This is a genomic window from Vibrio atlanticus (assembly GCF_024347315.1).
Lineage (GTDB): Bacteria > Pseudomonadota > Gammaproteobacteria > Enterobacterales > Vibrionaceae > Vibrio > Vibrio atlanticus.
On sequence record NZ_AP025461.1, the window covers coordinates 1,433,627 to 1,453,854 of the forward strand.

A 20,228-nucleotide genomic window follows, 5' to 3' on the forward strand; every position below is an offset into this window, starting at 1 on the left:
TTCATGGACTAATAAGTTAACGGCATCGACCTTAACTTTTGATCAAGAGTATATAAGTGTTCTGCAGCTTGCATGTGTTGAGGGTAATCGCTGAATTTCTCACGATTCTCCTCATTCATCTTACATGTCTCATCCACCAGCATTAACTTCCAATACAGCTTTGTTGTATGCAGCATCGCCAGTAAAGGTTTGAACACCTCTTTCTCATAAGCTTGAATCAACTCTTCAATCAACTCATCACGTTCGTCTTCACTTGCGATTGAACCTTCGGTTGCCGACAACACTTTTTGATACTTCAGGTTTTGTTGCAGCTTATCCATCACCGTTTGGTTTTCTTCCGCTAACTCAACAAGCTTCGACTTAATGATATTTACCCAATTCTCTTGGCTCAGAACTGTGTCATCAACACTGTTAAAGTCTTCTCGTATCTGTCGTTCAACATCTTTTTGAGCTTTCTTTAAAACCGCACGCACCTTTTGGAAAGGCAGCTGATATTCCTTACTTAGCTCGATAATCAGTTTATGAAAACCACCATTTGGAAGGTGTAAGTTTTCCTTAAACGTCGCCATTGCAGCTTCTTGCTGCTCTGTAAGGTGAGTCATTCTGTTTCCTATTCTTTATCACTTATGGTGCTGAGCCCGCGATCATACCACTATATAACCTCGTTTTTTCGGTAACTTGATAGGTTATATCTAGGTGCGTACTTAAATTCTCTCAATACGTTATCTTTTGGCTACTTATTAATCCATATGGCGTTAAATGGTAAAACTGGTCATCGATTAAAATCCATACTGCACCTGTTCCAACAAAACAGACTTCTAACTTATACAGGTACTTAAATGAAAAAGATTGCACTTAAAATTGTAGGACTAACGGTTTTGGCTTCTGCGCTAACTGGTTGTATCGGCAGTAACGCCGTAACAGGGAAAGTGATGAAATTTAACGTCGAAGTTGTCGACAACCGTTATGCTCGTGCTGGTGTGAACTTCTTATTAGCGCCTGTATACGGTATTACTACCGCGGCCGATTATGTGGTATTCAACTCATTGGAGTTCTGGACGGGTAAAAACCCTGTCAGTGGTTCGCCACACATCTTTGATACCAAAACAGATACCCACTTCAAAGTGAATGATGAGCTTGATCCAAGCCTCAAAGAAGCGCCTATAGGGCCGATTTCAAACAATCGTGCCATTGAGACTGGTGAAATGATGAAAATCGACGAAAACACCATTCAAATGGACATTGTCTACACAAGCGGCGAAACCGCGACACTGACTGGAATTAAAGATGGTCAGAACGTGAGCTATTACATGGATGGTCAGCTTGTGTCGCAAACAACTATCGCTGAATTACAGAAGATTCAAGGCACTGAAGCTTAATATTTGCAGCTCGCACTAACACTTAAGATTCGTAGCTCATAGGGAGTTCAACCTAAAAGCTACGTTTGACTTTGAAGAACGTAAAACAAAAAAGAAGCCCGGCTACTGCTGGGCTTCTTTGTATGTGTTCTATTATTTGTAAATGATCTATTGAGATTGAGACTGTGCAAGTCGGATACTCACCAAGCTCGCCACCATGATGGCTAAATAAAAACTGCCAATAATGGATTCCATAAACACAAAGAACTGTGCGACGGGCAAAGCGGGTGAAATGTCACCATAGCCCACCGTAGTCAAAGTAATGAAGCTGAAATACATCGCATTGAACAGATTAGTTAGCCAAACTTGCTCTTCTAACCCGTTAAATGCATTAGGGAAGATTTCTAAAATCAACAAGTAGATAGTCGACCAAGCGAACCCTAACAACAAGTAAATACAGATAGAGCCGATAATGTGATTGGGCGTCACCGTCTTTGCTTTCATTACCTGTTTGAGAGCGGAATAAATATGTGAGAACAGAAACACCGCCAATGCCGTTAACGTCACTATCGAAAGGTTATAGTCCTCCAAAAACGAGAATACCCCCGACACCGTAGCGGTTATCAATAACAGACCATACCAAGAGCGATACAAGGCTCGCTCTTTATGTATGCCCACTATCGAAACAGCCAAAGTAATAATGATCAAAAACAGAATGGTCTTTTGACCTTGCGGATAAAACTGCTGCATCACCGCGCATCCAAAAAACAACACCAACAGTGCATAGAATAAGAAGTAGAAGTTGTCGTCTTTAGAGACTGGCTTCATCTATTTTCCCTCTGCCTCTGCCTCTGCTGGTTTTTTCTCAGTTTCTTCTTGGTTTTTATCTTCAAGTCCAAGCCATGCCATCATCAGCTCATAGCTTAAACTCAGTATCACAGCACCAACAAATAGACCAACGATTCCTGACATCGCCATTCCGCCCAACGCACCCAGTAGAATAACCAACATTGGGATATGAGAGCCGCGGCTCAATAGCATCGGTTTCAAAATAGCGTCACTGCCACTGACCAAAATACACCACACTAAGAACAAGCTCGCCGCTAGCGTCGATTCAACACTGAACATGTAAATAATTGCAGGCAATAAAGCAAGAATCGGCGGAAGTTGGATGATTGCAATGAGCAGAACAGCTAATGCCCAAAACGCAGCCGCAGGAACGCCTGCAATCACTAAACCAATTGCTGACATAATGGATTGAATCACAGCAACACCTATCACACCCTGCACGACACTACGTACCGTTGATTTAGATAACTGTACCAACTCTTCACCTTTTCCATCGGTTAGGCGAGCCACCAAGTGAGTGACCCCTGTTTGGCACTTATCGGCGTTACTCATAAATGCGCCAGCAATGATGGTAGAAATAATAAACTGAATAAACCCTCCACCTAACGAACCAAGAACAGAAGCAGCTTTCGTCGCAAACTGTTTCAGTTCGTCAGCATACTTTATGAACGTGCCTTCAATATTATTGGAGGCAGCTACCAAGGTTGAATATACCTTCTCCCCAATGAACGGAATATCTTGTAAAGACTCTTTCGGCTTAGGCAATGACAATGTGCCATCTTGAAGCCCTGTCATCAGATCAGAAGCGCTGGTGTAAATACCGGAAGAGAGCGCAACTAAAGGAATGAGCAGTAACAGTACTCCGATAAAGCTCAGTAATGCGCTGGCTTTTCCTTTCGACATTCCCGTCTTATTTGAAATCGCGACAGCAACTGGATAGAGCGCAGTCGCAATGATCGCCCCCCAAATAACCAATAGAATGAATGGGCGTAAAATCGCAAAACACCAGTAGACGAGCATAGCAATCGCTGCAATTTTGATGGCAGCGTCTATCGCCTGTTTTGAAAAATCGTCGGTTAACTTCATGAGACGTCCTTGTTAGACAAAATTAATGCTGATTTTGTAGAAACTTCCAATTCCGAGTTTCTAGGAATAAAGAGGCCAAAATCATATATATGCCAATTAGCAATAATTGGAATATGCGAATAAAAGTGTTGCTATCGATGTCGCCTGAGCTCATCAAAGTGCTACCGACAAGTACTAACAACGTACTAAATGCAGTGGCGAAAATCGGCGCTTTTTCGGGAACCGTGTAGATCTTCTTAGCAATCACAATAGCGACCAAGCCTATGAATAAAGAGTAGAAGATAATATTAGGAACAATCGAAAGGATTGAAAAAGCCGCTATCGCAAGTAAGCCACCAATGCCATTGCTGATCACCAGAAATGCACTTAATTTGACTGATTTTTCTGAAGTGATCATTAACGATAACAACGCAATAAACATCATAGTTAACAATGCTTCAGATATCTGAAAAATAAAGAAAAAGCACACAACGGGATAAGAGATAATCATCGCACGGAAAGCCGCATACCAGCGCTCTGTCTTATTGAAAGGTACCGACGCAAAGCCAGAGAACTCCGACTTAGGTTCAGGGAAAAAGACATGAACAAGCGCAAAAATAGTCACCGACACTACACCAGAAGTCGCTAAACCTGATGCCAGCATTACTGAAACGCCAGGGTTATCAATCGCCATGAATGGCAACATCAAGACAGCAATCAACAGTATGGTAGCGAATAGATTCCATTTAGGGTCTACAAACAAGTAGTAACCCCAAAGCATCATTAGCCCCACTAAAATCAGCAATGGGATTGGGTAATGGGTAATTCCTCGCGACAGCAATAAACCTAACCCCATGGTGACAACAACAGCCAATAACAATTCGTAGACCGTTTCCTTATGGAGGTTTGGTTTATCAATTAAGAACTTAGCAGTGAACACTGGCGCCACAAACGCAAGTGGCCAGTTTATCCATGCCGCCAAGAAAACAGCCAACGTGACCCCTACGGTAAACCGCAGGATCCGTTGCTGTGTTTGTTGGTCAGGAATCGGCTTATCGGACATAAGACAATACGCTAATCAGACGAATCCATACTTTGCCTATCGCGTTGAACACAAAGTTGTCGCCGCTATAAACAATCACATCAGCTTGGCCGCCCACTCGAAGCATGCCTTGCATCTCATCTCGTTCAAATTCGATAGTGATAGGAAGCATCTGTGTTTGACGCAACCAACCCGTTTGTTGGCTAGCTTGAGCAAGCTTACCTGCTTGATCATTTTGCCCCCAATCAACTCCCCAATCGATACTGCTTACTCGCCCTTTTACCACTTTGCCCGGTGCGAAATCCAACGCCACTTCAACTTCATCACCGACGGTGACATTACCTAGGCTATTTTCACGATAATAAGCTTCAATCCAGATATCTTCGGTTGAAACGAAGGTCATGATCGGTTGCCCTGCTGATGCATAAAAACCTTCAGACAAGCTAAAGTTAGAAACCCCACCTTGTGTCGGTGCGGTAATCACGGTGCGTTCTAGGTTCAACTGAGCTTGTTCAAGAGCCAACAACGCGGCTTTCACTTGGCTATTTTCTTGGCCTTCTTTACCCATTTGCTTCTTAGCTCGGTCAAGATCAGCTTCTGCATTGACAACCGCAGCTCGAGACGTTGCTAATGCTGCTCGTGCTTTATCTGCATCTGATTTAGAAACCACACCTTTATCGGCCATCTCTAAAACACGCTTGGCTTGTAGTTTAGTATTTTGTCTTTCAACAATCGCAGAAGTGAGTTTCGCTTGAGCTGAAGCAATGCTCGCGGTTTGAGCACCGACATTTTGCCCAGCGATCTCTAAGTTTTGCTCAGCTTGTTGTACGGCGATGAGGTAATCAGACTCGTCGAGAATCGCAAGCTTATCGCCTTGACTAACCAGTTGGTTAGGTTGAACAAGAATATCGAGCACTTTACCCGACACCTCTGGCTTGATTGGAACGATATAACCTTTTACACGAGCATTATCAGTAATAGGGATGATTCGGTCTGAAATGACACTGAAGATCAACATGAATGCAACAAACAACAATAGGTAGTTTGTGACCTTTCTTACTTTGTCTTTTCCGTTTTCTTGCTGGCCAACCTCTTCATTGGCTTCTTGCTTATTCCCTTTGGCTTCTGACATGGAGCTCCCTTCTAGATAACTAACATCAACAAAATTAATACTTTAAAAATAAACCCAGCAATGGAAAACTCAAGTAAATAGGGTTAGATTTAGTAAACAAAACGTTGCAAATGATATGCACGTCTAATAATGCAACAATATATACAGGATTGTATTCTCATGACCTCTAGTCACTACCAAGTCCCAGTAATTCAGACGAACTACGCTAAAATTCTGGTTCAGGTTTTTTCTGACTATGGTCTTGATTTACATATGTTGCTTAAAGATTCCGGTTTACCACCTGACCTTATCGAATCAGAAAGCGATTTTGTGCCATCGGAATCCATTAAGCGTTTGATTTATCTCACATCGGCGCAACTTGGCGTATCTCGGTTCACCGATATTCTAGGACTCGCATTTCGACGTCGAATCATCCCAAATGTCTTGCATCAATTTACCGAATTTAAAACCATTGGTGATTCGCTGAAACACCTAAATTCAATCTTTGCCTACGACTCCCCAGGCAGCAAAGTCGAGCTTATTCAAGAACACGGTCAAAGTTGGTTTTGCCGAACTGCACCTGAAGAAAATTCCCCTACGTTTCAATGGGGAGAAGCTTTTGCAATTACATATATCATTGAGTTAATAACCATTTTATCCCAATCCCCATGGTTGCCTAGTAAGGTGCGTCTGCAAGGACATGACATCGATGTCGTAAAAACACTGGTGCCAAGTAGCTGCCAATTGTTTGTTGAACAACCGTCGACGGCTGTGCTGATTCCTGAAGAAATCTTACAACTCCCAATTCGCCTAACCTCTAAAGAACTCAGTGCTAAACCGACGCTTATTGAGTGGCACACCAGCTTTACCGATAGCGTTTATGAGCTACTCAAGCCCTACATGAAAGAACAAGATCTCTCACTTGAAGAAGCGGCTAAACTGCTCAATTTTTCTGTACGAACTTTTCAACGCAAACTCAAAAATGAAAATACGACCTATCGAAAGATCAAAGAAAACCTAATGTTTTCTGTGACTTGCGAGCTGATGGAAGAAGGTCATACGCTGACCTACATCTCTAGCCAACTCGGCTACACCAACATCTCTCACTTTTCTCGGGCGTTTAAGCGTGTGTCTGGTCTTACGCCGAAGATTTACCAACGTTCAATTTTGGACTAAGTGTAGTTTTGGACTGAGTACAATTTTGGACTAAGTACAATCTGGCCTCCCTCTCAGTTCCATTTGTAAGAGTGTCGCTAGATCTATCGCGCCCCAAAGCTCCTCTACGTCTTGTACCCTAAAATAAATAATCATACGTACTCCTCTTTAAGTCGAAGTACCATCTTGGATCAATCTCGACAGAGATACTTACCATAATGCGCCACACCCACTTTAAGAGCTGTTTCGCATATAAAATAATAAGCGTTTGAAAGTTATAAGTTTATCTCCTAAGTTTTTTATAACCCTTTATTCAGGAAGATGTAGATGAGCAATATAGAAAAAGTATATGGATTTAATACGCCCCAACGACTCTTTGTCGGTTACACGCTCGCCGTACTCGTTGATTTAACCGTTCTTAATTTTTTTGATGAATACTGGGACTTCGTCAATATCGAGTCTTTCACCATCTCATTTGCAGCTGCGATTCTGCTACAACTCCTGCTCAAACTGTCTATTGGCTTAGAACATAGGCTCGCAGATTACTTCAAGTCTAAACCCGGCACTGCGCCTAAGATTTATCGTGGTTTATCCAGTTACGTCATCTTAGTAGGTTCTAAGTTTGTAATGTTGGAAGCCATCAATATCTTATTTGGTGACAAGGTAGATTTCACAGGCCCTTGGAATGGTGTGGTGGCGTTCTTCGCTGTGGTATTCACGATTTTGGTCGCAGAGATTATTGTTTCAAAGATCTACTTCGCACTCGATGACACGCCCAAAACAGAAAAAGCATAGCCGCTTTTCATACACACCTAAGACTACAGACCTAAAACAAAAAAGTGAGCCTATCAAGGCTCACTTTTTACATCTATTCTTTACGTTTCAGCGATTAACAAGCAAAGAAGTTAGATAAAGACTCTCGCTCTAATACCAAACACCCAAGCGCTGCTTTCATTGGAGAATGCAGGATCCTTTATGTACTGGATGTCAGGCGTTACTTGGAAATGGTCGTCAAACTGCATGTTGTAGTAGATCTCCGCAGTCCATTGCTCTGTGCTACCGCTTATTGCTTTCGCATCAGCTGCAAAAGAATCACCATTCACTTCCGCCCAGTTTAGCGCTACACCAAGGTTGTTGGTCGGTTTTCCTAATCCAAAGTACCCCATACCAACAGAAATAGACTTATCGTAAAGGGCAACGTCCCCTTCAGAAAAACCACCACGAACAAACGGCATCACTTGATCAGTCATGAACTGACTCCATGAGAAGTTAACGCCCGAGCCACCTTCCGCAGCAAGGCTATTACTGTGGCGCGTATCATCACCAAAATCCCAGAAAGTCACATGGAAGTTATCGGTGTAGATCTGCTCTTGCGAAGCCGTCCAACCTAATTCCAGTGTCGTAAAGTAAGACGCATCGCTGCCAAAAGCGGTATCAAAGCCATCAAGAATATCATCTGATTGACCATTTGCATCCGCGATACCACCGACGACATAAAAATTCTCGCCCAGCATATGACCAGCAGATAGAGCAAGCACACCATCATCAGGTAAACCCATTGCACCTGAGCCTGTCGAGAATGCTAAATTCGTAAAACCAGACCAAGGACTGGCTAGAGCGTAAACATCGGCGTAGTTCGTCACATCCTGCCAACCGACAACGATAGTGCCTTTACCGTCATTGATTTTTTGCTTCCAATTTAAGTCCGTAACTCGAAAACCTTGGTCACTGAAAGCTGGTGCTATCAAGCCTACATACCCAATTTGGTCTGAACCTATAAAGCCAAACTCTTTGGGCGAAGTATTGCCATAAGCATGTCTATGTTCCACTTTCCATACCAAGCTACCTGAGTTTTCTGTGCCATTTCCCAGTAGATGCCATGAACCGTATAGTCGTGCGACGCCTGATGATGCATTAACACTATCGCCACCAACGCCATCTCCAGAAGTAAGGCCTAACGCAAAGTAATCCGCGCCAAATGTAAAACCATCCGCAGCAAGCTTTTCACGCCAATCCAGTTGCTGATCTTTTTGTTTTGAAATTGTATTTTCAACAGAGTCTGGACCTTCGAAATTTGCGCTATAAACCACTGGGCTCATTGACGTTGCTAGCACCATCACAGCCATACTTACTTTAGATAATCTTGAATTCATCTTGTCACCAATGCTTTTTGAGTGAGTTCTATTTTATTCATTGCTCACATTGAAAATTGTCATTTGATGACAACCATTAATTTTCTTTCTCGTAATAGTCTTCAATCATCGAAGCTTTCATTTCATAACCCATGGTGAGGTTGCTTTTACCATCGACTAGGAAGACTTCTTCAGTCACTTTTTTCGAGCTAAAGTCACCTTCTACCCATACTGGATACTGAACATTCTGTACCTGAAAGCCTTCAGGAAAAGACACGCGCACAATCTGGTTTGCAGGCGGTGGTGGCATGTGAATACACGCACCCGCCACTGGCACTAACAGAAACTCGGTTGCGGTCATGCCTTCTGAGAATTCTAAAGGAACGATAAAGCCGGGCACTCGCACTTTCTTACCATCAAATTTTGTCGTGATAGCCTCAGCGTTTGCTTGCATGGTTTTCATGTATTCGTCACGCAGTGCGATCATTTCGTCTGCGTCCACGCCCTGCTCTTTTAGCGTTTGTTTGAATAATAGAACCTGTTGTTGAGCTTGCTCTTCCTCTGATGCACTCATTGCTATCACACCTTGTAATAGACGCATTTGTTGATCGGTGAGATCCGGCATTTCTACTTTCATTTCGTGAGACTCTGAGTTCAGGTCTTGCCACTCAAGATTCATCGCTGTTTCAGCAAAAGTAGGAAAAGTAACGGCCGTAAGTGATAGCACTGACAGGATAAGAGAAAGCATTTTTTGCATATAGAACACCTTGAAGAGAGGTGACCTACCCAAATAGGTCACCCATTAAGCTTAATTTTTAACTGAGTTGTCGAACTGAGTTACAGCGTGTTTTTGTAGACTTTGCCATCTTTCATGATGACTTTAATGGTGTCGATTTCAGGGCTGCGCGGCTCTGCATCAAACCATTTTTCGTTTGCCCCAATCACTGACAAGTCTTCAAGTGGGTTGCCTTCAACAATAATGATATCGGCGTATGCGCCCGCTTCAATCACGCCTAACTTACCCTCTGGGTATGGGTCCATCACGCCAGATAACTTAACGATCTCACCGTTTACCGATGTCATGCCTTTCAAAGTGAAGAAGTTGCCTAACTCTTTACCCGCAAGGAAGATCGTGTGGTCGGTTTGTTTGATACAAGAAACCACATCACCGACACAGTCTGTGTGGAAACCCCATTTAGGTTGGTACTTGTTGACGTTCGATATGTAGTCTTTGAATGCTTTGGTTGCCGACTCCGCTTTACGCTTAGAGGCAGGGTTCGAGTTGATCGCTTCGATCTGCGTCAGGTAAGGTGAAAACGCGGTCATGTTAGTTGTGATGTAAGCGTCTTTATCTTCCATCTTGTCAGCGATATCGCCATCGAACATGAAACCGTGTTCGATTGTTTTAACACCCGCATCCAAGTTACGCATGATCGCTTTTTTACTGTAGGCGTGCGACATCACGTAAGAGCCATACGCATCAGCAATTTCCACGGCAGCTTCAATTTCTTCCGCAGACATCGCATTCAGCTGCCAAGGGTCGAATGTTGAAGCCACACCACCCGAAGACATGATCTTAATTTGAGTATTGCCTTGCTTGAAGTTTTGACGAGCAGCGGCTTTGATTTCTGTAATACCATCGGCATTAAAGCTCACGCTATTTCGAGCCATACTGGTCGATGAACCAAAGAAGTGTTGGTTAGCCGTGGTTAGGTTACTGAAATCGGCATGCGAACCCGTCGGGCCAATAAATGCGCCTGATGTGTAAAGTCGTGGGCCCGGCAACATGCCAGAATCGATTGTTTTACGTAAGCCCGTGTTCAAACCACCCGCATCACGCCACGTGGTAAAACCTGATTGAAACACAGCGTTAGCGTTGACTGTCGCTCTAGCGGCCAGTTCTTCAATCGTGCGGTTGTTTTCGTGATCGCTTAGGTTACCGCCATTCAGCAGCAAGTGACCGTGGCCTTCGATTAAACCCGGCATTAAGGTTTTACCCTGACCATCAATCACATCAGCTTCACCTGCTTCAATTGGCGTTGCGGAGATTTGCTTGATCAGATTATCTTCAACCAATACGTGATGATCTTCGTACAGTTTATCTTCTGTACCATTGAATATGTCGACGTTAGTAAACAACGTTGACGCCGCATTTGCAGAAAGAGCAAATGAGCACGAAAGAGCCACAACAGAGAGCTTTAAGCCAGTATTTTTCATTTTTACACCTTGTTATCCATAAATGAGTGGAATCCACTTCCCATAACGATTCCGTAACTACTAATGAGTGTCATGAGGTTTCAAAGGTGTTTTTCATTACCCGCGACACTCGCAAATAACAAAATAAAAACATCCCATCAACATTCAATAACTTAGTAGCAATACTGACAGTATTCAATGTTGAAAAATGGCCATTTGGTGACAATGTGTGATTATGCGGATCAAGTCCTGTTTACTTAATGATTTTGATACGGCCGTTTTTTTCTAAACAGCGACTATTTCGATATTGTCGTTATTTCGGATACAACCTCTATTATCGTTTTAGCCGCTCTTTTCGATACTGTCTTGGTGTCATGTTCATCTGTCGTTTGAAGGCACGTGTAAAATGAGAGGAGTCAGCGTAGCCCATCTTTGTGCCGACTTGAGTAATCGACAAATCCGACTCCGTGAGCAGTTCCAAAACCTGCTCGAACACCATCTCTTCTATCAAGGTTTTATAGACGACACCTTCGCTTTCTAGTCGGCGTTGGATGGTTCTGACATGAATATTCAGAATTTCAGATGCCAAGCTAATAGGGAGTTTCCCCATCGTGAGATAAGGTTTAATCACAAGTTTGAATGCGCTCAGAAATGAGCTGGGTAGAGGCGTGATGAATTCAGGTGTATGGCCGCGCTTTGACAACACGATAGGCGAAAGCATGATCTCTTCAGGGATCTCAAAAGCAGTCACTGGCCTATGCGTGTAAAACTGGGCACTGCCCATTTGCGGCAACGATTGAAAGCATTCAAGATCACCACTCTGAATCCCAACTTCCGATGGTTTCCAACGCCCTTGAGTTAACACGGAAAGGAGTTCATTGATGAAAATGACAGAGAACAGTTCAGCAAACTTAAACCAAGGTGCGTTAGTAAATGGCTTCTCGCGAACCAACCACCACTTGCCTCCGGATTGCTTGGTATAGACATTCGCACCATTGGATACGAGCTTCAGCTGCTCACCAAATTGGTCTAACACGCTTTTCAATGAATCCTGCTGACTCAGTTTAGCCACAAACCTTGGTACATAAGTTTGCTTGCAAAAGCTCCACATAAAAAGCGAAAATTCTTCTCTCGACGCCGACTCCCCCATAATCTTGACCACATTTTTTATGGTGGTCTCTGGGAGATAATCGTAATGGTCATTGCTGGTGAGAATGTCATTGGGGATTTTAGCATTACGTAACAAGGTGTAGATTTCACCATCAATATGTTTGAACAGTTCCGCGAACAGCTCAACTTCCTTCTTATCTACCACTGTCATTATCTGAGGGCTATTTGGCATCCTTTCCCTTATCTATTCGTTCACGAACTCAAATTATCACCTCTTTTAAGATAGCAGAACAAACGCCGTGTTACCTAGGCCTACTAACCGAATGTCTCTGTCAAAATAACGAATAAACAAACGGTTAGTAGCCAAACTCGTGTTTACTGACTTGGTAGATTACTGAACGGCTAGCTCCCCTCTGCGTACCAAGAACGATCTCACGTAATCGTAAATCAGATTAAACACAAACGCGTAAATAGTAATAAAAATGGTCACGCCGATATCCATTAAGAATGCCTGCCAAATCCCCACATTAAGCAAGAAAGCCATCACTGGGATTGTCGCTATGAGAAGACCAGCTTCAAACAACACCACGTGAAAAACACGTAACTTTAGCGAACGCTTTGATTTTTCACCCGTAAAGTAGCGATCAAAAATGCGGTTAAAACAGTAATTCCAAATCATAGCGATTGTAGCGACAACTATCATGGTTCCTGATAAGGCATTCACATCATGATCGGTAAATATCGCCAAGCCGATAATTGAAAGTGTTACGGCCAAAACTTCGAATAACACTGAGTGGAACACTCTTTCTAACGTACTCATACATTCCTCTAAATAATCTAGTATGTGTTGGATTAGCTCGGATTATGTCATCGAAAATAATAAGAGAAAGTTAACAGCCATCACGATTAGTGATAGCCTGAGTATTATCATCCCATTTGGTATTGAACGAGAAGTAACATGTACAGTTTTGAGCAACTAAAAGTCTTCGTCACCGTGTGTGAAAGTGGTTCTTTTTCTGCTGCAGCACGCAAGCTGAAACGCGCTCAATCTGGTGTCAGCCAATCGATCGCCAACCTAGAAATTGCCATCGATCAAGAGCTGTTTAACCGCGAGAAAAACATCCCTGTTTTGACCAACACAGGTAAAGCATTATTACCTGTCGCTAAGTCGATTCTCGACCAACAAAAGTACTTCGACCAAAAAGTAGAATCGCTCACACAAGAAGATGAGCACGAACTGATCATTGCGGTTGATGAAAGCATCATAGATAAGAATTTCATTAAGATAATCAGCTCACTGGCCGATCAGTTCCCAATCACGCAATTCGATATTATTACGGCCTCAACCTTCGATGTGGAAGACCTCGTAAGACGCGGCAAAGCGCAGATTGGCATCATCTATGCGGATGGTGAACTTAAAGTGGATATGGACTTCTTCTTACTGGGCCAAGCCCGCTTTCTTACAGTTAGCTCCGCCACTCACGAACTCAGCCAAATGTCGGTAGTACAAGACTCAGATCTAAAGCGTTACCGCCAATGTGTGCATCGCAGTTCAAAGCAGCGCGAACTGTGGTTCACCTACGGTATTAGCCCGATGCTTTGGTATGCCAACAACCACAAAACGATCATCGATCTCGTTGAACAGAACGTAGGGTGGGCAAATGTGCCTGAAATGATGGTGATGGAAGGGATTCAGAAAGGTGATCTCGTAGCACTGCCAGTGGCACACGAGCATGGTGGTTGGATTACTCCAGTGGGTTGCTTAGTGTCTCGCAGCCATATCAATGGCCCAGTGTTAACAAGTTTACTTGAAAAACTAAAAGGCCACTCATTAGAGAACAATCAGTGGCAAGCCAACTAATCTCCCCCAATTCTTGAATTCAGCCTATTTTAGCAACTGAATCCTAAATCAATGACGGTGGTGTTTTCTCCAGCACTACCTCATTTCCGCTTTTCGTGCCGATAATTTTCTTTGTCGTGTGGATAAAACACCCTAGTTGATATCCCAAAGTGACATAACTAGTATGCCATCCCAAAGGGTTTGTCTTATCAAACTGATATCGACAAAACCAAATCGCTCTTTAACACCACTGACCCAACTTCAAATCTCCCACATAAGTGCCCCTGCCCTGTAACCACTTGTGACAGCTTCAAATAGATCACTTTTGAATATTGATTCGCACCCAGTTTATGAGCCCTCTTTGAGTGCTTTTTTATATCTAAATGAACCTTTTGGAAAATTTGTCGTGAACGTTTTAAGAAATATTTGCCCTGAGAAAATGGGTAAAGAGCGTAACAAACGAGAGTATGATTTACGCGTACTTAATTGTGTCAGTGAAAGCGAATATGAATCGCGTATGGCAGTATGGAATAGCTTAACTTTGGTTGCTACTCCGTCTGTTTCAGAAACAAAAGGCTTCATCGATGAGGCTTTCAACAAACTTCAGCAAGATTTGAAAGAAGCGAGCCGCGAGTTATCGATTAACTACACAGACTTCATTGCAATGGCGCATGAAGAACTTAACTACATTAAAGTGTTTGTTGCTGATAAGACCGCACAATACGGCTGGTATGCCGCGATCGTTCTTATGATCATCGGTACTGTTGCTTTATGCGCTCAGTAAACCAAACTGTGTATTAAATAAATTGTCTTAAAAGCTCAATCAATAGGCCAATTTAGCCTTTCTATGAGCCTGTTGTTTAACTAGAAAACAAATGATTAACCTCATTTGTTTTCTAGTCTATAACCCCTTCACTCTCCCATTAGAGACAACAGATCCTGCGTCGCTTGTTTTGGATCTTCAGCGTGACATATCGCAGATACCAGTGCTAACCCATGAATGCCGCTCTCAACTAACTGCGGGATGTTCGATTCGTTAATTCCACCAATACCGACAATCGGTAACTTCGTTGTCTCCAACGCCATTTTAATACCATCATAACCCCAATGTTTCTTAAGGTTTGTCTTAGTCGGTGTGGCAAAAAGCGCACTGAGGCCAATGTAATCGATCGGTAAGCTATCGGCTTCTTGTAACTGCTGTTCAGTTTCAATTGATAACCCAAGAATCTTATCTGGACCTATCAACTGACGGGCTAACTCAGCAGACATATCAGACTGTCCTAAATGTAAGCCGTCAGCATCCACAGCCAACGCAACGTCTACCCGATCGTTAATGATCAGCGGTACACCAGAACCTGCCAAAATCGACTTTACGGCTTGTGCTCGTTCAATGAAGGCTCTTACATCTCCGTGTTTCTCTCTTACTTGAACCATAGTGACACCACCAGCGATTGCTTGTTCAACTACAAACTTAAGCGTTTCTAGATCTTGCTGGTCATCAGTAACCAAGTAGAGCTTATAAGGGTTCATATCGTGCCTTTGGAGTCGGAGTCTAAATTGCGTTTCTACTATTTTACCGACAATTCGCATCATGTGCATGGAAGTTAATAAACAATTAGCTCAATTAAGCATGCTCCAACAAATATGCAACCCATTGAGACGAGACTAAAAAACCGGATTTTTTAACGAAAGCGTTACTTATTACACAAACTATTCACTTAAGCCTGCCCAGAACACTGTTTTATGGAATACTTCGCAGTGAAGGAATCAGGTAAATATAGGGATAGTTATGCGCCACCTTTCTATAGCATTTAAGATCAAGCTAGGTTATGCCATCTGCTTGCTCTTTTTCGTCATTTCAGGCTTTGTGAGTTACAAAGGTATCCAAACCTTGTCGAACGGCTTTAGCCAATACAGTGTACTTAGCCAGAAAGCAACACTGTCAGGCAACATTCAAGTGCATTTTCTGCAGATGCGCTTAGCCTCTGAACGTTACTTAAAGTCATTGGATGAGCAATACGAAGTAAATTATCAATCAAGTAAACTCGCGATTGATGACCTTCTGAACAACTTAATTCAAACCACTACCAAAACCGATAGCTTAGCTAGCCTGCAATTAGTGCAAGACAGCGTGGCGGCATTTGACACGGCTTATGGCTCAATGAAACAGAGTCAGCTGCTTATTGACCAACTCGTAAATGTTGAGATGGTCAAACGAGAAACCAACGCCCTCAAAGCCGCGCAAAGCTTGTTGTATGAGTCGTACAACAACAATGATCCAAACGCGAGCTTGTACGCAGGCATGTTGATGGAGAACTTCCTCGCAGCCAAGATCACTGTACTGAGTTACTCAAACAACAACGACCTAAAAACCTATGAAGCGGGTAAAGATATCTTTGAATACGCGTTGCCGGGTATTGAAGGCGACATTGAGTCTCTCAAATCATCCCCTTACCAAAGCGAGTTGATTGAAGATTTCTCTAACCAGCGTGAAGCGTATGCAAAAGGCTTTGAACAAGTTCATCAGCAGATGATTGAGAACACGCAAAGAACTGCGACGCTTGCCTCGATTGGTGACAGCTTGGCTATCGCGGTAGCCGATGCTCAAAGTATTCTAGAGCAACAGAAACAAGCATTAACGCCAGAGCTTCAAGCCAGTGAGAAACGTTCAGTTCAAATCATCTTCTTGCTAACGGGTGTGGCTTTGGTGATTGGCATGACGAGCGCTGTGTTGGTGACTCGTTCTATTACCAAAGGCATCGCACAGGTTAAACAGATCACCAATGAGCTTTCTCAAGGCAACTTAAATGTTGAAGTGAACATCGAGAGCAAGAACGAGATTGGCGAACTGCTCACCAACATGGAGATCACCATTGAATCTCTGCGCGATATTGTCGGCCAAGTGAACCGCTCTAGTGTGCGTATTGGTGAGATGTCGGAGTCACTCAATCAAGTAACCAATAACAGCTCGACCAACGCAACACAATTGAACAGTGAAATGATCAATATATCTTCTGCCGTTGATCAATTGGCTTCGAGCACATCAGAAATTGCTGCAAGTGCTAACCACGCCTCTCAAGTTGCGAACCAAGCAACCGAGAATGTAGCGATGGGTCTAAAAGAAGTAGACAAAACACTGCACGAAATTGGCAGTGCCGATGAAAGCATGCAGGTCAGCAGTCAGAAAGTGACTGACCTACACAAAGAGTCGATGAACATTGGTGCCATTCTTGAAGTAATCAAAGGCGTTTCTGAGCAAACTAACCTATTGGCATTGAACGCGGCCATTGAAGCCGCTCGTGCGGGTGAACAAGGTCGTGGGTTTGCTGTCGTAGCCGATGAAGTAAGAACGCTCGCTAAGCGTACCCAAGATTCAGCTAGCCAAATTGATGAACTCATCACATCGCTACAACGTGGCGCTAAAGATGCGTTAGAGTCGATCAAAGAGAGCCACAGCACGGTTTCAGATGCTTCAACTCAGGCACAGCAAGCTTCTCAGAACTTACATGTGATCAACCAACACATTCAAGATCTGAACCAAGCGAATAGCCAGATAGCAGTGTCCGTCGATGAACAAGATTGCCTAACAAAATCTCTAGGTGAAAACGCGCAAGGTGCCAATACCATCGCGCAGAGCAACCAAGAGTCTGTCAGCAGCATTTCTGGTGCCGCGAGCGACTTAACCGAAGTTGCTCATCACTTAGAGAGCCAAGTGAATCGATTTAGAACCTAACGAAGCCAATTGCTCATATAACGAGATAGCTAACACGACGACGAGTTAATACGGTTTTGAAGCACCAATAGAAAAGCCCTCAACACATATGTGTTGGGGGCTTTTTAGTGAGCTAGGAATACAGATCTAGATTGAATCTACTGAATCTTCAAACGTTGAATCAGAGTCTCTTCGTCTAACTGGTACAACTCATCAAGCAAGTTCATTTGCAAGCTACCTGGGCCGCGAGAGTTCTCAGCTGCGATTTCACCAACCACACCCAATACCGCCGCTGCCGCTAAACCACTTTCATCTCCAACAGCAGCGAAAGCTCCCGTTAATGCCGTTAAGGTACAACCCATGCCGGTCACATACGGCATCATTGGATGACCATTGTTTAACGTCACCACGCTGTCTTTGGTGACAACGTAATCTGTCTCACCAGAAATCACCACATTCGCACCGTATTCAGCCACTAAGCATTGCGCTGCGCCTAATGCTGCATCACTGCTATCTAGCGCATCAACACCTTTGCTCTGCGCTTGCTCGCCCGCTAACGCGATAATCTCAGACGCGTTACCACGAATGATCAATTTATCCGCTAAACGTGCAATTTCACGAGAAGTCTCGGTACGCAGCGTACTAGCACCGCAACCCACAGGGTCAAGAACCACAACCTTGTTGTTCGCGTTCGCTTGCTCAACAGCAAAACACATTCTCGGCGTCCAAACACTGTCGAGCGTGCCAATGTTGATCACCAAAGCGCCAGAGAAAGACATCATCTCAGCCAGTTCTTGTTGCGAGTGCGCCATAATAGGCGAAGCTCCAATCGCCAATAACGCATTGGCCGTATTGTTCATCACGACGTAGTTGGTAATGTTCACAACCAGTGGTTTTTGCTCTCGTACTGCGCGCAACGATTGGATGATTTGTTCAGTTAGCATGGGTAAATCCTTATTCGTGAAAGTCGTTTAAGCCGCTGCAGGTTGGCTAGCGACAAGGTTTAGCCGTGATTAGTCATTAAGAGCGTTCAGCCCTTGCTGCCAAAAAGCCACTTCCATACGCGTTGCGGTTTTGAAGATATGAACGATGTTTTGACCGCGCTCGCTGTTGATATCAATTTCAGCAAGCAGTTGATTGAAGTATTCCGCACCCGTTGCCACACCAGACTGGAATTCTTCACCGCCGTAAAGCTGCAGCCAGCTTGCGTATGGGTTGCCTTCCAATACAGTATCACTGCTTTCTAACAGCGCTTTACCGATAACAGCGTAACCGATTGAACACGGAGCCAGTGCCGCATATAAGTCGACAAGATCACCTGTCATACCCGCATCTAGAACGTAGCGCGTGTAAGCAACTGTGCCGAAGTCTTCAGGTTCATTTTCTAAATCCGATTCGGTTAAACCCCACTGACCACAGTAAGTCACGTGGTGAGAGATTTCAGAATCTAGCAGAGCATGAACACTTGGCAGTGCACGACGCATATCAGCCAAGGTTTTAGCTTTGTAAATCGCCAAAGCATAAGCACGCGCATACTGCTTTAAAAACAGAAAATCTTGCTTCAAGTAATGCAGAAAACACGGCTGAGCGAGCGTGCCGTTTGCCAGCGTTTTAACAAAATCATGCTCGGTGTAGTCTTGCCAATCTTGCTGACAAGCTTGGATTAAGTCTTGGTATTTCATGAGATTCCTTAGTTAAAAGTCGGTACGTAGTCAGCGGCTTTTGGTAGTGATTTAATAATGCCTTTGTCGAACATGAACTGTGCGTAATCGTCGTAACGTTTTAGATCAACCGCTGAAGGGCGAAGTGCAAAACGAGTCAATGTGTCGTTCCATGCGCGTTGGTTAAGTTCGTTGTTCAACGTATCTGGTGAATACGCCACAAACTCACTCCATGAATCTTGTGGATGGTTCACAATGTAAGTCGTTGCTTGTTCCAATGCTTTGTTGAACGCTTTGATCGCTTCGTCGTCGTGCTGCTTTGCGTTCGCAACAAAGATAAGCTCGTCGTAAGCTGGCACGCCGTGCTCTTCTGGGAAGAATGCTTTCGCTTTAAAGCCTTCAAGGGCTAACTGGTTAGTTTCGAAGTTACGTAGGCCACCCCAAATTGCGTCTACCTTGCCTGATGCCAATGAAGACGACAGTGCCCAACCGACATTGATGGTTTGCACGTCTGTAAACGCAACATTTTCTTGCGCTAGCATGGTGCCGATCGTCGCTTCCTCGTTACCCGCAATCGCAATACCGATCTTTTTGCCTTTTAGATCCGCTAGTGAATCGTTCTTGCCATTATCTAAAACCATCAACGTATTCAGTGGCGTTGCGATCAGGGTTGAAGCACGAACAAGAGGTAAACCTGCTGCCACATCCATGGTTAAACTTGGCTGGTAAGTGACCGCTAAATCAACCTTACCCGCTGCAACCAGTTTTGCTGGTGTGCTTGGGTCAGCTGGTTCTTGAATTTCGACGTCTAAGCCTTGATCAGCAAAGTAGCCACGCTCTTGTGCGATCACTATCGGACCATGGTTCGGGTTCACAAACCAATCCAACATCAGTGTCAGTTTCTTTTGTTCAGAATCCGCCAATGCATGACCTGAAACTAGCGAAGCAAGCAATGCCACTGCACCTACCAATTTGGTATTTTTCATAGTTAACCTTT

Annotated in this window: 20 protein-coding genes; 6 read left to right on the forward strand and 14 right to left on the reverse strand. The window is 43.8% G+C overall.

What is annotated here, in order from left to right; all coding sequences use genetic code 11:
- Window positions 1-8: 8 nt before the first annotated feature.
- Entirely contained in the window at window positions 9-602 is a 594-nt protein-coding gene (locus tag OCV30_RS21985; RefSeq protein WP_065678811.1) for a hypothetical protein, read from the reverse strand.
- 237 nt (window positions 603-839) lie between these two features.
- Between OCV30_RS21985 and OCV30_RS21990 the strand changes: the two genes are divergently transcribed.
- Entirely contained in the window at window positions 840-1,379 is a 540-nt protein-coding gene (locus OCV30_RS21990) for a DUF3332 family protein (RefSeq protein ID WP_065678812.1), read from the forward strand.
- Between the two features lie 147 nt (window positions 1,380-1,526).
- Here OCV30_RS21990 and OCV30_RS21995 read toward each other — a convergent pair whose 3' ends face one another.
- Genes OCV30_RS21995 through OCV30_RS22010 form a run of 4 tightly spaced genes read right to left on the reverse strand, consistent with a single transcriptional unit; the run spans window position 1,527 to window position 5,446 of the window.
- A complete protein-coding gene (locus tag OCV30_RS21995; protein WP_065678813.1) occupies window positions 1,527-2,186 on the reverse strand; it encodes a potassium channel family protein in 660 nt (219 codons plus the stop codon).
- Window positions 2,187-3,293, reverse strand: coding sequence for an AI-2E family transporter (locus OCV30_RS22000; protein ID WP_065678814.1), 1,107 nt, complete (start codon window positions 3,291-3,293; stop codon window positions 2,187-2,189). It lies immediately after the preceding gene.
- Window positions 3,294-3,315: 22 nt separating this feature from the next.
- Window positions 3,316-4,335, reverse strand: a complete 1,020-nt coding sequence (locus tag OCV30_RS22005) for a DUF2955 domain-containing protein (RefSeq protein ID WP_065678815.1) — start codon at window positions 4,333-4,335, stop codon at window positions 3,316-3,318.
- Complete coding sequence (locus OCV30_RS22010) at window positions 4,325-5,446, reverse strand: HlyD family secretion protein (RefSeq protein ID WP_065678816.1); 1,122 nt, start codon at window positions 5,444-5,446, stop codon at window positions 4,325-4,327. Before OCV30_RS22010 ends, OCV30_RS22005 begins: the two co-directional genes overlap by 11 nt.
- Before the next feature lie 159 nt (window positions 5,447-5,605).
- Between OCV30_RS22010 and OCV30_RS22015 the strand changes: the two genes are divergently transcribed.
- Both OCV30_RS22015 and OCV30_RS22020 read left to right on the forward strand, forming a co-directional pair.
- On the forward strand, window positions 5,606-6,601 hold the full coding sequence (locus OCV30_RS22015; protein WP_065678817.1) for a helix-turn-helix domain-containing protein: 996 nt from the start codon (window positions 5,606-5,608) through the stop codon (window positions 6,599-6,601).
- A gap of 306 nt (window positions 6,602-6,907) precedes the next feature.
- Window positions 6,908-7,375 (forward strand): hypothetical protein, encoded by a 468-nt coding sequence (locus tag OCV30_RS22020; protein WP_065678818.1) that lies wholly within the window; start codon window positions 6,908-6,910, stop codon window positions 7,373-7,375.
- A gap of 110 nt (window positions 7,376-7,485) precedes the next feature.
- On the opposite strand, the gene OCV30_RS22025 is transcribed toward OCV30_RS22020, so the two are convergent.
- From OCV30_RS22025 to OCV30_RS22045, 5 genes are all read right to left on the reverse strand, one after another.
- Window positions 7,486-8,733, reverse strand: a complete 1,248-nt coding sequence (locus OCV30_RS22025) for a carbohydrate porin (RefSeq protein WP_244499032.1) — start codon at window positions 8,731-8,733, stop codon at window positions 7,486-7,488.
- Window positions 8,734-8,809: 76 nt separating this feature from the next.
- The gene (locus tag OCV30_RS22030; protein ID WP_083994593.1) at window positions 8,810-9,469 is read right to left on the reverse strand and encodes a DUF3299 domain-containing protein; all 660 of its coding nucleotides are present in this window, start codon (window positions 9,467-9,469) and stop codon (window positions 8,810-8,812) included.
- Window positions 9,470-9,549: 80 nt separating this feature from the next.
- Window positions 9,550-10,929 (reverse strand): metal-dependent hydrolase family protein, encoded by a 1,380-nt coding sequence (locus OCV30_RS22035; RefSeq protein ID WP_065678819.1) that lies wholly within the window; start codon window positions 10,927-10,929, stop codon window positions 9,550-9,552.
- 313 nt (window positions 10,930-11,242) lie between these two features.
- The gene (locus OCV30_RS22040; protein ID WP_083994595.1) at window positions 11,243-12,229 is read right to left on the reverse strand and encodes a helix-turn-helix domain-containing protein; all 987 of its coding nucleotides are present in this window, start codon (window positions 12,227-12,229) and stop codon (window positions 11,243-11,245) included.
- 180 nt (window positions 12,230-12,409) lie between these two features.
- Window positions 12,410-12,838, reverse strand: a complete 429-nt coding sequence (locus OCV30_RS22045) for a PACE efflux transporter (protein ID WP_065678821.1) — start codon at window positions 12,836-12,838, stop codon at window positions 12,410-12,412.
- Window positions 12,839-12,976: 138 nt separating this feature from the next.
- On the opposite strand from OCV30_RS22045, the gene OCV30_RS22050 reads away from it, so the two are divergent.
- Together OCV30_RS22050 and OCV30_RS22055 are read left to right on the forward strand one after the other, a co-directional pair.
- Entirely contained in the window at window positions 12,977-13,879 is a 903-nt protein-coding gene (locus tag OCV30_RS22050) for a LysR family transcriptional regulator (protein ID WP_065678822.1), read from the forward strand.
- 418 nt (window positions 13,880-14,297) lie between these two features.
- Window positions 14,298-14,642: a hypothetical protein gene (locus tag OCV30_RS22055; RefSeq protein WP_009844840.1), complete on the forward strand. Its 345-nt coding sequence runs from the start codon at window positions 14,298-14,300 to the stop codon at window positions 14,640-14,642.
- Between the two features lie 128 nt (window positions 14,643-14,770).
- On the opposite strand, the gene thiE is transcribed toward OCV30_RS22055, so the two are convergent.
- On the reverse strand, window positions 14,771-15,388 hold the full coding sequence (gene thiE / locus OCV30_RS22060) for a thiamine phosphate synthase (RefSeq protein WP_065678823.1): 618 nt from the start codon (window positions 15,386-15,388) through the stop codon (window positions 14,771-14,773).
- Between the two features lie 259 nt (window positions 15,389-15,647).
- Between thiE and OCV30_RS22065 the strand changes: the two genes are divergently transcribed.
- Entirely contained in the window at window positions 15,648-17,591 is a 1,944-nt protein-coding gene (locus tag OCV30_RS22065) for a methyl-accepting chemotaxis protein (RefSeq protein ID WP_065678824.1), read from the forward strand.
- 137 nt (window positions 17,592-17,728) lie between these two features.
- On the opposite strand, the gene thiM is transcribed toward OCV30_RS22065, so the two are convergent.
- The 3 genes from thiM to OCV30_RS22080 all read right to left on the reverse strand — a co-directional run bounded on the left by thiM (window position 17,729) and on the right by OCV30_RS22080 (window position 20,217).
- Complete coding sequence (thiM, locus tag OCV30_RS22070; protein ID WP_065678825.1) at window positions 17,729-18,514, reverse strand: hydroxyethylthiazole kinase; 786 nt, start codon at window positions 18,512-18,514, stop codon at window positions 17,729-17,731.
- A gap of 69 nt (window positions 18,515-18,583) precedes the next feature.
- On the reverse strand, window positions 18,584-19,252 hold the full coding sequence (gene tenA / locus OCV30_RS22075) for a thiaminase II (protein ID WP_009844836.1): 669 nt from the start codon (window positions 19,250-19,252) through the stop codon (window positions 18,584-18,586).
- An 8-nt stretch (window positions 19,253-19,260) separates the two neighbouring features.
- Window positions 19,261-20,217 (reverse strand): ABC transporter substrate-binding protein, encoded by a 957-nt coding sequence (locus OCV30_RS22080; protein ID WP_065678826.1) that lies wholly within the window; start codon window positions 20,215-20,217, stop codon window positions 19,261-19,263.
- Window positions 20,218-20,228: the final 11 nt, after the last annotated feature.

Coding starts and splice junctions, on each gene's coding strand:
- OCV30_RS21985 (WP_065678811.1), bottom strand. CDS start 602: ATGACTCACCTTACAGAGCAGCAAGAAGCTGCAATGGCGACGTTTAAG.
- OCV30_RS21990 (WP_065678812.1), top strand. CDS start 840: ATGAAAAAGATTGCACTTAAAATTGTAGGACTAACGGTTTTGGCTTCT.
- OCV30_RS21995 (WP_065678813.1), bottom strand. CDS start 2,186: ATGAAGCCAGTCTCTAAAGACGACAACTTCTACTTCTTATTCTATGCA.
- OCV30_RS22000 (WP_065678814.1), bottom strand. CDS start 3,293: ATGAAGTTAACCGACGATTTTTCAAAACAGGCGATAGACGCTGCCATC.
- OCV30_RS22005 (WP_065678815.1), bottom strand. CDS start 4,335: ATGTCCGATAAGCCGATTCCTGACCAACAAACACAGCAACGGATCCTG.
- OCV30_RS22010 (WP_065678816.1), bottom strand. CDS start 5,446: ATGTCAGAAGCCAAAGGGAATAAGCAAGAAGCCAATGAAGAGGTTGGC.
- OCV30_RS22015 (WP_065678817.1), top strand. CDS start 5,606: ATGACCTCTAGTCACTACCAAGTCCCAGTAATTCAGACGAACTACGCT.
- OCV30_RS22020 (WP_065678818.1), top strand. CDS start 6,908: ATGAGCAATATAGAAAAAGTATATGGATTTAATACGCCCCAACGACTC.
- OCV30_RS22025 (WP_244499032.1), bottom strand. CDS start 8,733: ATGAATTCAAGATTATCTAAAGTAAGTATGGCTGTGATGGTGCTAGCA.
- OCV30_RS22030 (WP_083994593.1), bottom strand. CDS start 9,469: ATGCAAAAAATGCTTTCTCTTATCCTGTCAGTGCTATCACTTACGGCC.
- OCV30_RS22035 (WP_065678819.1), bottom strand. CDS start 10,929: ATGAAAAATACTGGCTTAAAGCTCTCTGTTGTGGCTCTTTCGTGCTCA.
- OCV30_RS22040 (WP_083994595.1), bottom strand. CDS start 12,229: ATGACAGTGGTAGATAAGAAGGAAGTTGAGCTGTTCGCGGAACTGTTC.
- OCV30_RS22045 (WP_065678821.1), bottom strand. CDS start 12,838: ATGAGTACGTTAGAAAGAGTGTTCCACTCAGTGTTATTCGAAGTTTTG.
- OCV30_RS22050 (WP_065678822.1), top strand. CDS start 12,977: ATGTACAGTTTTGAGCAACTAAAAGTCTTCGTCACCGTGTGTGAAAGT.
- OCV30_RS22055 (WP_009844840.1), top strand. CDS start 14,298: ATGGGTAAAGAGCGTAACAAACGAGAGTATGATTTACGCGTACTTAAT.
- thiE (WP_065678823.1), bottom strand. CDS start 15,388: ATGAACCCTTATAAGCTCTACTTGGTTACTGATGACCAGCAAGATCTA.
- OCV30_RS22065 (WP_065678824.1), top strand. CDS start 15,648: ATGCGCCACCTTTCTATAGCATTTAAGATCAAGCTAGGTTATGCCATC.
- thiM (WP_065678825.1), bottom strand. CDS start 18,514: ATGCTAACTGAACAAATCATCCAATCGTTGCGCGCAGTACGAGAGCAA.
- tenA (WP_009844836.1), bottom strand. CDS start 19,252: ATGAAATACCAAGACTTAATCCAAGCTTGTCAGCAAGATTGGCAAGAC.
- OCV30_RS22080 (WP_065678826.1), bottom strand. CDS start 20,217: ATGAAAAATACCAAATTGGTAGGTGCAGTGGCATTGCTTGCTTCGCTA.